12 protein-coding genes are annotated in these 11,889 nt (G+C 67.6%); 10 read left to right on the top strand and 2 right to left on the bottom strand.

Annotated elements, in window-relative coordinates:
• Positions 1-16: 16 nt before the first annotated feature.
• Positions 17-841 (top strand): orotidine-5'-phosphate decarboxylase, encoded by an 825-nt coding sequence (gene pyrF, locus OHA42_RS29690; RefSeq protein ID WP_406231081.1) that lies wholly within the window; start codon positions 17-19, stop codon positions 839-841.
• Between the two features lie 65 nt (positions 842-906).
• Here the strand turns inward: pyrF and OHA42_RS29685 are convergent, their stop codons facing one another.
• On the bottom strand, positions 907-1,263 hold the full coding sequence (locus OHA42_RS29685) for a serine hydrolase (protein ID WP_406231080.1): 357 nt from the start codon (positions 1,261-1,263) through the stop codon (positions 907-909).
• A gap of 1,174 nt (positions 1,264-2,437) precedes the next feature.
• On the opposite strand from OHA42_RS29685, the gene mihF reads away from it, so the two are divergent.
• From mihF to OHA42_RS29645, 8 genes are all read left to right on the top strand, one after another.
• Complete coding sequence (mihF, locus tag OHA42_RS29680; protein WP_040692163.1) at positions 2,438-2,755, top strand: integration host factor, actinobacterial type; 318 nt, start codon at positions 2,438-2,440, stop codon at positions 2,753-2,755.
• An 8-nt stretch (positions 2,756-2,763) separates the two neighbouring features.
• A complete protein-coding gene (gmk, locus tag OHA42_RS29675; RefSeq protein WP_364901481.1) occupies positions 2,764-3,348 on the top strand; it encodes a guanylate kinase in 585 nt (194 codons plus the stop codon).
• Positions 3,349-3,374: 26 nt separating this feature from the next.
• Positions 3,375-3,656, top strand: a complete 282-nt coding sequence (rpoZ, locus tag OHA42_RS29670) for a DNA-directed RNA polymerase subunit omega (RefSeq protein WP_328403067.1) — start codon at positions 3,375-3,377, stop codon at positions 3,654-3,656.
• Between the two features lie 40 nt (positions 3,657-3,696).
• Entirely contained in the window at positions 3,697-4,920 is a 1,224-nt protein-coding gene (gene coaBC / locus OHA42_RS29665) for a bifunctional phosphopantothenoylcysteine decarboxylase/phosphopantothenate--cysteine ligase CoaBC (protein WP_328403065.1), read from the top strand.
• A gap of 310 nt (positions 4,921-5,230) precedes the next feature.
• Complete coding sequence (gene metK / locus OHA42_RS29660) at positions 5,231-6,442, top strand: methionine adenosyltransferase (RefSeq protein ID WP_328403063.1); 1,212 nt, start codon at positions 5,231-5,233, stop codon at positions 6,440-6,442.
• A gap of 120 nt (positions 6,443-6,562) precedes the next feature.
• The gene (locus OHA42_RS29655; protein ID WP_406239668.1) at positions 6,563-9,331 is read left to right on the top strand and encodes a hypothetical protein; all 2,769 of its coding nucleotides are present in this window, start codon (positions 6,563-6,565) and stop codon (positions 9,329-9,331) included.
• 235 nt (positions 9,332-9,566) lie between these two features.
• Positions 9,567-9,971 carry an SSI family serine proteinase inhibitor gene (locus OHA42_RS29650; protein WP_406231079.1) on the top strand — a complete coding sequence of 135 codons (405 nt, stop codon included), beginning with the start codon at positions 9,567-9,569 and terminating at the stop codon, positions 9,969-9,971.
• A gap of 51 nt (positions 9,972-10,022) precedes the next feature.
• Positions 10,023-10,328 carry a hypothetical protein gene (locus tag OHA42_RS29645; protein WP_406231078.1) on the top strand — a complete coding sequence of 102 codons (306 nt, stop codon included), beginning with the start codon at positions 10,023-10,025 and terminating at the stop codon, positions 10,326-10,328.
• A 35-nt stretch (positions 10,329-10,363) separates the two neighbouring features.
• Here the strand turns inward: OHA42_RS29645 and OHA42_RS29640 are convergent, their stop codons facing one another.
• Positions 10,364-11,209 carry an NAD(P)H-binding protein gene (locus OHA42_RS29640; protein WP_406231077.1) on the bottom strand — a complete coding sequence of 282 codons (846 nt, stop codon included), beginning with the start codon at positions 11,207-11,209 and terminating at the stop codon, positions 10,364-10,366.
• Positions 11,210-11,309: 100 nt separating this feature from the next.
• Between OHA42_RS29640 and OHA42_RS29635 the strand changes: the two genes are divergently transcribed.
• Positions 11,310-11,864: a TetR/AcrR family transcriptional regulator gene (locus OHA42_RS29635; RefSeq protein WP_406231076.1), complete on the top strand. Its 555-nt coding sequence runs from the start codon at positions 11,310-11,312 to the stop codon at positions 11,862-11,864.
• Positions 11,865-11,889: the final 25 nt, after the last annotated feature.

Raw genomic sequence — 11,889 nt, 5'->3', positions numbered from 1 at the left:
GGAAGGAGGCGGTGCAGTGAAGACGTTCGGCACCCGGCTGCGGCACGCGATGCGGCACTTCGGGCCGCTGTGTGTCGGCATCGACCCGCATCCGCAACTGCTCGAGGCGTGGGGCCTGACCGACGACATCGACGGCCTCGAAGCATTCGCCGAGACCTGCGTGGAGGCCTTCGACGGTCGCGTCGCGCTGGTCAAACCGCAGGTGGCGTTCTTCGAGGCCTACGGGTCGGGGGGCATCGCGGTGCTGGAGCGCACGATCAGTGTGCTGCGCGCTTCCGGAACATTGGTGCTCGCCGACGCCAAGCGTGGTGATATCGGCTCCACCATGGATGCCTATGCCCGTGCCTGGCTCGGCAACGGCCCGCTCGGCTCGGACGCGGTGACGGTGTCGCCCTATCTCGGATTCGGTTCGCTCGACCCGGCCTTTGGCCTGGCCGAGCAGAATCACCGCGGTGTCTTCGTGCTCGCCGCCACCTCGAATCCCGAGGGCGCGCAATTGCAGCGCATCACCGCAGCGGACGGCCGCACCATCGCCCAGACCATGGTCGATGCGGCGGCCGAACGCAACGCGGGCGCCGAATTCGGTTCTGTCGGAGTCGTTGTCGGTGCCACCCTCACCGAGGCCCCGGACCTGAGCAAGCTCAACGGGCCGATCCTCATGCCGGGGGTCGGGGCGCAGGGCGGGGGCGCGGATTCCATTCGCGCCCTGGTGTCCGACGCCGGTTTCGGTGCTGTCGTGCCGACCGCCTCGCGCGAAGTGCTCGCGGCAGGCCCGTCCGTCTCGGCGCTGTGCGCGAAGGTCGCGGAGCTGCAGGAAGAGTTTGCCTTCCTGCATGCCTGATCGGATACTCGCGGCCTCGCCGCAACGCTGAGGGCTGCCACGCGCAACACAACGGACCGGACAGCCTAACGGACCGGTCGCCCGCCGCGGGCCGAGCTATACGGACCGCGGCGGCTCGATGGCGCATCCATCGATGGGTTCCCACGGCGAGCGGCACGAGTCGATGACATCGTCGCGGCTGCCGCCTGCACCGTCATCTGCGAATTGCGGGCTTCGGTTCGATGAGGTAGCTGTGACGGTTCGCCTCCGAAAACTACGCGGGGCAACTTTTCGGCGATCGATCCGTCGCGCTGCGCTCGACCGTCGTTCGCCGGGTGCAGCACCACGATAGCGGCGAATGTCTTTGTGACGCTGCCGATTCGGAAGTGACTGTCCGCCCCGAGTTGCCCACGGCGGGTGCGGCCGGTTCTGTTTGCCGACACACCTGTGCGCCGCTGGCATCCGACACCCGTAATTCGACATCCGTCGCCGATGCGGCGGCGACCCGCATTACGGCAGCGGCCACGCCATCATCCCGCGGAATCGCCACGACCTGCGCAGATGGCGACATCGCTGCCACGATTACCGCACCCGATACCACCGCGATTCGAATCGGCTTCTTCTGCATGATGTTGGACACTGGGCCCGGCCGAGCGCGACGACCATGCGGGTTTCGCCCGATGTCCTGCGAAAACACACTCCGTCGCTGTGGTCAGGACGGCCGGACCGGGTGGTTGGTTCTACTGTCCCAGCGGTGCAGTGCGCCTGGCGTCGAAGACATGGAAACGACCATGGAATCGAAACGCAGCGAACTCGCAGGCACCACAGGCTGCGCACCTCCGAGAGAGGTGAAATCCTCGACTCGTATGCACACTCGAGCCGAATCGCGGCTGAACCGGCGCACCGAACGCGCACGCGATGTGCTCACCCGGATGGCGGCAGGGCACCGAACCCGCCGATCTGCAACGAGCTGTTCATCACCCGGAGCGCGGCGGAAAGCACATCAATGCCATGCACCAAGCTCCAGCTGCCGCCGGACGCGGCGCACCACTGGCGCGTGCGCACCATCCTCGAATATCTCGGCGCCGACGCCGCCGCGACCTGATGGCAGGGACGCCGGGGCCGGGCCGTGTGGCCGGCTGGCCGCCCGTCTGCGGCGGTTTCGGGGTGATACGGCAACGAGGGTGTGGCCGGGAGGATCGGGCGGCTCTGGGATCGATTCGGCCGTTGACGGGCGGGGTCCGTGGCCGTCGTTCTTCGCGTTCCGCGTGCCCGACACGCGAAAGACAACGCGACACGCGGAAAAATCCGAGAAAGTTCCTGGTCGGGCGGTTGCCCAGTTGCTGGGGTGGTGTGCCGTGCCACCGCAATCCCCCCGCTAACCCTGTTTGCTGCTGAAAAAGCCCTGTGTACGGGGCATTTCGGGGTCTCGGCGGTAGGATCGGCGCAGCGGACAATGGGGCGCGTCGATTCGGTCGGGTCTGCCCCTACGGCACCGGCGAATCATGCGCTGACCTGGGGGGTGGGTTCGCAATCGGCGGACGTCGTGGGTACGGTCGCTGAGACTGCCGGGTTACCGGCAGGAGTTGATGCAATGAACGATGAGACGGAGGAACCGTGGCCCTTCCCCAGCTGACTGACGAGCAGCGCGCCGCTGCTTTGGAGAAGGCGGCGGCCGCTCGCCGCGCTCGGGCGGAGCTCAAGGAGCGCCTGAAGCGTGGTGGCACCGACCTGAAGCAGGTCCTCACCGATGCCGAGTCCGATGAGATTCTCGGCAAGATGAAGGTGTCGGCGCTGCTGGAAGCCCTGCCCAAGGTGGGCAAGGTCAAGGCGGCAGAGATCATGAGCGAGCTGGAGATCGCCCCCACCCGGCGTTTGCGCGGACTGGGTGACCGGCAGCGCAAGGCGCTGCTCGCCCGATTCGACTTCGCCTGACAACGAAGGTGATCGGACACACGCGGAAGGGTCGACTGGTTGTACTGGTCGGCCCCTCGGCCGTGGGTAAGTCCACTGTGGTGCGCTGCGTCCGTGAGCGGCTGCCCCACTTGGTCTTCAGTGTGTCGGCAACGACCCGGGCCCCAAGGCCCGGGGAGGTCGACGGCCGGGACTATCGGTTCGTCACCCGGGACGAGTTCGACGCCATGATCGAGGCGGGCGAACTGCTCGAGTGGGCGGACATCCACGGAGGATTACAACGTTCCGGCACCCCGGCGGGTCCGGTACGCGAAGCAATGGCTGCCGGACTTCCCGTGCTCGTCGAGGTCGATCTCGAGGGCGCGCGGTCGGTGCGCAAGGCCATGCCCGAGGCGCTGCTGGTGTTCCTCGCCCCGCCCAGCTGGGACGAATTGGTCACCAGGCTGCGGTCGCGCGGCACCGAATCGCCCGAAGTCATCGAGCGCAGGCTGGAAACCGCCAGGACCGAATTGGCGGCCTGTGACGAGTTCGACATCGTCATAGTGAACGACGAGGTGACCAGCGCGTGTGAGCAGTTGGTATCGTTGTTTGTTAGCACAAATTCGAGTTCGTGACCCCCACCCCCGCAGGAGCGCCCCTAGTGAGCAGTACGGACATCAAGCCCGCCCCGGCATACGACACTCCGATCGGCCTGACCAACCCGCCGATCGACGAGTTGCTGGAGCGCACCTCGTCCAAGTACGCCCTGGTCATCTACGCAGCCAAGCGGGCCCGTCAGATCAACGACTACTACAACCAGCTCGGCGACGGCATCCTCGAGTACGTCGGTCCACTGGTCGAGCCGGGTCTGCAGGAGAAGCCGCTGTCGGTCGCGATGCGCGAAATCCACTCCGATCTGCTCGAGCACGCCGAAGGCGAGTAGCTCGAGCGGACGCAGTGACCACATCTAGGCCGGAGGCGTAGTGACCACACGGATCGTCGTCGGCGTCGGCGGAGGGATCGCCGCCTACAAAGCCTGCTCGATTGTGCGCCGGTTCACCGAGACCGGGCACCAGGTTCGGGTGATCCCCACCGAGTCGGCGTTGCAGTTCGTCGGCAAGGCCACCTTCGAGGCACTGTCCGGGAACCCGGTGCACACCGGCGTGTTCGCGGACGTGCCCGAGGTACCCCACGTACGGCTCGGCCAGGAGGCGGACCTCGTTGTCATCGCCCCGGCGACCGCCGATCTGATGGCGCGTGCCGCGAGCGGCCGCGCCGACGACCTGTTGACCGCCACGCTGCTGACGGCCCGATGTCCGGTGGTTTTCGCGCCCGCGATGCACACCGAGATGTGGGAGCATCCGGCCACCATCGCCAATGTCGCGACGCTGCGTGCGCACGGTGCGATCGTCATGGAACCCGCGTCGGGCCGCCTCACCGGCACCGACACCGGACCAGGACGGTTGCCCGAGCCCGAGGAGATCTTCGGACTCGCCACGTTGCTGCTCGAGCGTGCCGACGCGATCCCGCGTGATCTGGAAGGCCGCCGCGTGGTTATCACCGCCGGTGGCACCAGAGAACCGCTGGACCCGGTGCGTTTCCTCGGCAACCGCAGCTCCGGCAAGCAAGGCTATGCGCTGGCACGGGTCGCCGCTCAGCGTGGCGCTCACGTCACGCTGATCGCGGGTAACACGATCGAGATGGCCGCCCCGGCCGCCGTCGACCTGGTACACGTGACGACGGCCGAACAGCTCAAGACCGCGGTGGACAAGCACGCGGTCGGCGCCGACGCGGTGATCATGGCAGCGGCGGTGGCCGATTTCCGGCCGACCAACGTGGCCGCGGCCAAGATCAAGAAGGGCGCGGGCGAGCCGGATGTGATCGCGCTGACCAAGACCGACGACATTCTCGCCGGTCTGGTGCAGTCGCGCCGCGACGGCCAGCTGCCTGGCACCGCGATCGTCGGCTTCGCCGCCGAGACCGGTGACGAGCAGGGCGACGTGCTCACCCACGCGCGGGCAAAGCTGGCCCGCAAGGGTTGCGATCTGCTGGTCGTGAACGCGGTCGGCGAGGGCAAGGCATTCGAGGTCGACACCAATGACGGCTGGCTGCTCGGTGCGGACGGCACCGAACAGGCGCTCGACCACGGGTCGAAGGCGCTGCTGGCGAGCCGGGTGCTCGACGCACTCGGCCCGTTGTTGCGCTGAGCCGTCGTCGCCGATGCGTCGGTGCGAACGATTCGTTCGAGTCCTGTAGCGGTGCCGTGAGTATTGCGGTGTCGAGGTAGTCACCACCATCAACCGGTCGGTCGCGGTGCAGATATTCAGGCGAGCGACGCAATGTCGGGATGAAGATCCGGCAATGTGCGTCGGTCGCCGAATAGTCTGAGACAGCGTTTGACCGCGGGCCATGGTGTCGGTGGTTTGGAATAGTCTGAGATGAAGGGTTGCGCGGTGGCGGCAGCACGTTACTGTCGCAAACCGACACGAGTAACCCGTTGAGGGAGAGGGAAGAACTGTGCGCACGTCCGGCAGCCGGCTATTCACCAGTGAGTCCGTGACCGAGGGTCATCCGGACAAGATCTGTGATGCCATCAGCGATTCCATTCTCGACGCGTTGCTCGCGGAAGACCCGCGCAGCCGGGTCGCGGTGGAAACTCTCGTGACGACCGGTCAGGTCCACGTCGCGGGTGAGGTCACCACGTCGGCCTACGCGGATATTCCGCGCATTGTCCGCGAGAAGGTCCTGGAAATCGGATACGACTCGTCCGCAAAGGGTTTCGACGGAAATTCCTGTGGCGTCAATATCGCCATCGGCGCGCAGTCGCCGGACATCGCGCAGGGCGTGGACACCTCGCACGAGGCGCGCACCGCAGGTTCCGACGACGAGATCGAGCGCCAGGGTGCGGGCGACCAGGGGCTGATGTTCGGCTACGCGAACACCGACACCCCCGAGCTCATGCCGCTGCCGATCGCGCTGGCCCACCGCCTCTCGCGCAGGCTTACCGAGGTCCGCAAGTCCGGTGTGCTGCCCTACCTGCGCCCGGACGGCAAGACCCAGGTCACCATCGAATACGAAGGTGACCGGCCGGTTCGCCTGGACACGGTCGTCATCTCCACCCAGCACGCCGCGGATATCGATCTGGACAACCTGCTCGCGCCCGATATCCGTGAGAAGGTCGTCGATGCAGTGGTCGCCGATCTGGACCTGCCGAGCCTGGACACCTCGAACATCCGGCTGCTGGTCAACCCCACCGGCAAGTTCGTGCTCGGCGGCCCGATGGGTGACGCGGGCCTGACCGGCCGCAAGATCATCGTCGACACCTATGGCGGCATGGCCCGCCACGGCGGCGGCGCGTTCTCCGGCAAGGACCCGTCGAAGGTCGACCGCTCGGCCGCGTACGCCATGCGCTGGGTCGCCAAGAACGTCGTCGCGGCCGGACTGGCCGACCGCGTCGAGGTTCAGGTCGCCTACGCCATCGGCAAGGCCGCTCCGGTCGGTCTGTTCGTGGAGACCTTCGGCACCGAGAAGGTCGACCCGACTCGTATCTCGAGTGCGATCACCGAGGTCTTCGACCTGCGCCCCGGCGCGATCATTCGCGACCTCGACCTGCTGCGCCCGATCTACGCACCGACCGCCGCGTACGGCCACTTCGGCCGCACCGACATCGACCTGCCGTGGGAGCACACCGATCGCGCCGACAAGCTGCGCGCGGCAATCGGCCTGTAAGCCGACCCGGCCCGCGTGAACCAGCCCACGGCGGACCACCCCGCCACTCCCGCGGACGCCGCGTCCACGGGGGCACGGGCGGCACACGATTCGACAGCAGCGGGAGCACCCATCGCACGGGTGCTCCCGCTGCTGTCGCCCGCCCACCTGGACCGTGACTTCGACTACCTCGTCCCCCCGGAGTTGGACGCCATCGCCCAACCCGGCGTCCGAGTCCGCGTCCGTTTCGCGGGCCGGCTGGTCGACGGCTACCTCCTGGCCCGCCTCGCCCGCAGCGACCACTCCGGCAAGCTCGTCAAACTCGAACGTGTCGTCTCCCCTGAGCGAGTTCTCACTCCCGAAATCCTGAAGCTCGCCACCGCCGTCGCTGCCCGCTACGCAGGCACCCGAGCCGACGTACTGCGCCTGGCCATCCCGCCCCGTCACGCCCGCACCGAATCCGGCGGCTCGAAGAAGCCGGCCGAGTCGGCAGTGGCGCAAGAAGATTCGGTCCCGGGCGATGTACAACCGGAGCATGCGCCGGGTGCTGATGCCGCCGGTCGGCGTGGCGGCACCGCTTCCGCCGCGCCCGCTCCGAAGGCTGACCCGGCTGCGGCCGCTGGTGCCCACTTCGTTTCGGGCGATGATCGCGGTGGCCGCACAACGGCCGCAGCCTCCACGCTGAGCTCGGCGTCGCCTCGCGCGACGGCCTCCACGAAACCTGATGCAGCCGAATCTATTTCAGACGATGGCCCGAATTCGATAGGCGGATCCGCGACGGCCATCGCATCCGCGCCGACCGTAGCGCCGGTCGTGGGGGACAGCACGCCGCCCGGCGCGGATTCGGTTGGCGTACGAACCAATTCCCCCGTGGGCGCCGCAGCGCCGAGGTCGGCCTCCGGATCTCGCCATGACCTCAACATCGATTCTGTTGCCTCCGTGTCGGATTCGCGTCCACCAGGTGATCCTGCCGGCCCGAGCGATGAGACTGCCGGAGCCGACGATGCGACGGAGCAGACATCCAGCCTCCGGTCGCCGCATAGTGACACACCTGACCCTGTTTCCATCGGCCCGGTCGAGGTGGATTCGGGTGTCGACGGCGCGTCGGCGTCCGATGGTGGCGGTGATGCTGTCGGGAAATCGTCTATCTCTGGTGTTGCTGCGGCGTCTGCGCGGATGCTGTCCATCGATCCGGCTGTGGCCGAGGTGGATTCCGGTGTCGATCGTGTGCCGGGATCTGCTCGTCACGGCGATCGCGTCGGGAAATCGTCGCCCACTGTGGCCGTGGACTTCAGCGCCGAGCTCACTGTCGATCCGACGCCGTGGGACCGGTACATCCATGGGACCGCGTTCCTGGACGCACTGGGGCAGGGGAGGGGGCCGCGGGCGGCGTGGCAGGCGTTGCCGGGGGAGGATTGGGCGCGGCGATTGGCGGAGTTGGCTGCGGTGGTTGTCGGGCGGGGACGCAGTGCGATTCTGATGGTGCCCGATCAGCGAGATCTCGATCGGGTGCTGGCGGAATGTGTTCGGCTGGTGGGGGATTCGGCGGTCGGATTGGCGGCTGGGCTGGGGCCCGCAGCTCGGTATCGGCGATGGCTTGCGGCGTTGCGCGGGACAGCACGGGTGGTGGTCGGAACACGTAGTGCGGTGTTCGCGCCGGCGACGGAGCTGGGCCTGATCGCGATCTGGGACGACGGTGACGACACCTATGCCGAGCAGCGAGCGCCGTATCCCCATGCGCGCGAAGTCGCGATGCTGCGCGCGCACGAGACAGGTGCGGCCTTCATCGCAGCGGGGTTCGCACGGACGGCGGAGATACAGGCCGTTGTCGATTCGGGGTGGGCGCACGATCTGGTCGCCGACCGTGGGGTGGTGCGGAAGTTCTCGCCGCGGATCAGCGCACCGGGGGACACCGACATGGCGTTGGAGCGCGACCCGATTGCGCGCGCTGTGCGCATCCCTGGAGTGGGGTTCGCGGCCGCGCGGTCGGCGTTGAAAGAAGGTGCGGCGGTATTGGTGCAGGTGCCACGGCGCGGCTATGTGCCGTCGCTGGCCTGTGCGAAATGCCGGACGCCCGCGCGCTGTCGGCACTGCAACGGGCCACTTGCGCTGCCGGAGGTTCGCTCGCAGCACGACGACGTTGCGCACAGTCCGAGTTGCCGCTGGTGCGGCATCGTCGAGGCGGCCTTCCGCTGTGCGAGCTGCGGGTCGCGGGCCTTACGTGCGGTCGTCATCGGGGCCGTACGCACCGCGGAAGAGCTCGGTCGTGCCTTTCCCGGTGTGCCGATTCGCGGTTCCAGCGGCGGCGCGATGCTGGACACCGTCGAACCGGGCCCGCAGGTCGTGGTGGCGACGGTCGGCGCCGAACCGGTGCTGCCCGGCGGTTACGGCGTCGCGCTGCTGCTGGACGGCTGGGCGCTGCTGAGCCGGGCGGACTTGCGCGCCGCCGAGGACACGCTGCGGCGATGGATGTCTGCCGCCACCTTGGTTCGCGCGCACGGTCAGGTCATCGTGATGGCCGATCCGTCGATTCCCACCGTGCAAGCGCTCTTGCGCTGGGATCCGGTCGGCCATGCGCACGCCGAGGTGGCCGGTCGCCTCGAGGTCGGCTTCCCGCCTGCGGTCCGCATGGCCGCCGTCGACGGCTCCGCTGATGCGGTCGCCGAATTGCTCGCTGCCGCAAACCTTCCCGAAGGTGTCGATGTCCTCGGTCCCGTCCCCCTCCCACCCGGCGCCCGCAAACCCTTTGCCGGTGACAGCCCCGCCGAAGTCGAACGCATGCTCCTGCGCGTCGATCGCACTGCCGGTGCTGCGCTGTCCCGAGCTCTTACCGCCGCCCAGGCAGTCCGCAGCACCCATCGATCCGACGCACCTCTTCGTGTCCAAATAGATCCGGTCGACATCGGCTGACCGTGGCCGACCAGGCGCGAGTCGGCTTCGGGCTCGTGGTACCCAGGTAAATCCGGTGCGGATGGCTTGGTCGTGGGTCGGTACGCCCTGCAGGCAGCGGCTATTCGTGGTCCGAGTAGGTCCGGTCGATACCGGCCGACAATGTCCGCTCGAGCCCCGTCGATTACCTACTGACAGCGGCGGCGCAGAGCGAGTGGATCGCCGGTCCTTGGGGATCTCATGGTTGAGTGGAGACATGACGACTCGTTCGCGCTGCCGCATCATCACCATCGCGTGCGTCGCGATCGCGGCGTCCGCAACCTCGGGGGCATGCGCTACCGCCGAGCCTGAACAGTCGAAGTCCATGCTCGACCTCGTCGTCAGTTCGGGGGAGCGTCCGAACCCTGATGGTCAGCCGATCACCCTGACGTGTGAACCCGCCGGTGGCACGCACGAGCACCCGGAGGTAGCGTGCGCGGCGCTCGACAGGGTCAACGGCTCCTTCGACGACCTCGCCGCGGATTCCACCGCCGCGTGCATCCAGATCTACGACCCCGTGACCGTGACCGCCACCGGCACCTGGCGCGGCGTGCCGGTCCAATGGCAGCGGACCTTTGCCAACAGTTGCGAACTGCATTCCGGCACCGCCGGAGTCTTCTGACCGCCGCCTGCCGCCTGCCGCCGGCATCTGGTCCTCGTCGACCGAAACCGGTTGCGGCTGGCCCGTTTCGGTGCATCCCACCTCAGCCGCCGCGGTATCGCGGCGGCCTTCCTCGAGCACGGCTATCCCTGGCTGGATCGCGACGATCCCTTCGGCGCGGAATTCTCCCGCTGGATCGATGGCACGCCCGGAGTCGGTGACGATGTCAGCGCCCTGCTGCGGGCCCGCAGACGCGCTGTCGCCGACAAGAAGCCGCTCGCGATCGAGGAACTCGACGAGAAGTTGATCGCCCTCGGCGTCGATGTCCGGGATCGCAAGGGTGAGCAGCTTATTCGCACTGCCCTACGGCCGAGTTGACAGCGTTCGCCCTCGAACGCTGTCAACAAGCCGGACTACTTGAACGCGACCACGTTTCGCCGAGCCCAGTCCGCGAAGCTATGCGGTGTGCGCCCGAGCACCTTTGCGACGTCCGGGGACACCTGCTGCTCTGCCGGAGTGGGTGCGCCGATGATGGCCAGCGTGGTCTCGACGACCGGTTCCGGCATGAAATGCACCATCTGCGCGCGCGCCTCCTCGCGGGTCTGCTCGACGAAGCGGATCGGCTCGCCGAGTGCGGCACCGAGGTCATCGGCCCGCTGGCGCGGTGTGCTGAGGGCAGGACCGGTCAACGTATAGATCTGCCCGGCGTGGCCGTCCTCGCGCAAAGCTGCCGCGGCAACTTCGGCAATGTCGGCCGGATCGATGACCGGCAGGCCGACATCGCCGAAAGGCGCCGCGACCGTGCGCTGGGTGCGGGCCGACTCGACCCAGGCGTACGCATTGGAGGCGAAGGCGCCGGGCCGCAGGATCGTCCACTCCAGCCCTGACTCCCGCACGGCTTCCTCGATCGATCGTCCCAACTGCCCGTGGGAAGGCGACTCCGGTCGGGTGGCGACGCCTTGCGAGGACAGCTGCACAACCCGCTGGATCCCGGCGGATTTCGCGAGTTCGAGAATGGCCCGCGGGTTCATCAGATGGGCGCTGGTCCCGGTGTCGTGCAGAAAGAGCGCCTTCGCGCCTGCGAACGCGGGGGCAAGGGTTGCGGCCTCGGTCACATCGGCGCGCTGGTGGCGTACGCCGTCGGGCAGTGCCGGTGGCGTGGTTCCGCGGGACACGGCGGTCACCTGTTCGCCCGCCGCGGCGAGGGTTTGCACGAGGGTGCGTCCGACATTGCCGGTTGCTCCGGTTACAGCGATCACTTTAACTCCTGAGTTAGTTGACTGACTAACAAGAACGTAGCCGACAATCCGAAGTCTGTCTATAGTCAGTTGAATAACTAACTCGGAGGAAGGCGGGCGCATGACGGGCAAGCGGGAGCGGCTGGCCGCTGCGGCGGCCGAGGTGTTCCATCGGCAGGGCGTCGAGAAGACGACGATCGCCGACATCGCCACCGCCGCGGAGGTGCCGGTCGGCAATGTGTACTACTACTTCAAAACGAAGGATCAGCTGGTCCAGGCGGCGCTCGGCGCGCACGCGCGGTCACTCCAGGATCTGATCGTCGTGCTGGAAGAACACGAGCAGCCGCGGGAGCGGTTACAGGCGCTGGTGCGGGGCTGGGTCGAGCAGCGCGAGGTGGCCGCTCAGTTCGGCTGTCCCACGGGAACATTGGCCACCGAGCTCGGCAAGCGCGCCGACGGCCTCGATCGGGAGTCGGCGGCGAATATGCGTGCGTTGATCGACTGGGTCGAGCGGCAATTCGCAGCGATGGGGCGCAGCGATGCGGGCGAGCTGGCGGTTGCCCTGGTCGCGTCGTATCAGGGAATATCGTTGCTCACCAACACCTTCCGCGACCCCGAACTCATGCGCATCGAGGGGCTTCGCCTGGAGCGCTGGATCGATGGACTGCAATCGTGATCTCGGTCCAGCCCACGGCTGCGCC

This window comes from Nocardia sp. NBC_01009 (assembly GCF_045208035.1).
Lineage (GTDB): Bacteria > Actinomycetota > Actinomycetes > Mycobacteriales > Mycobacteriaceae > Nocardia.
Note: the sequence above shows the minus strand (reverse complement) of the source record. Positions and strands in the feature narration are given on the sequence as shown.

What these genes read in the sequence shown, in the direction of transcription:
- OHA42_RS29635 (WP_406231076.1), top strand. Translation starts at nt 11,310, where the DNA reads ATGACGGGCAAGCGGGAGCGGCTGGCCGCTGCGGCGGCCGAGGTGTTC.
- OHA42_RS29650 (WP_406231079.1), top strand. Translation starts at nt 9,567, where the DNA reads ATGACGACTCGTTCGCGCTGCCGCATCATCACCATCGCGTGCGTCGCG.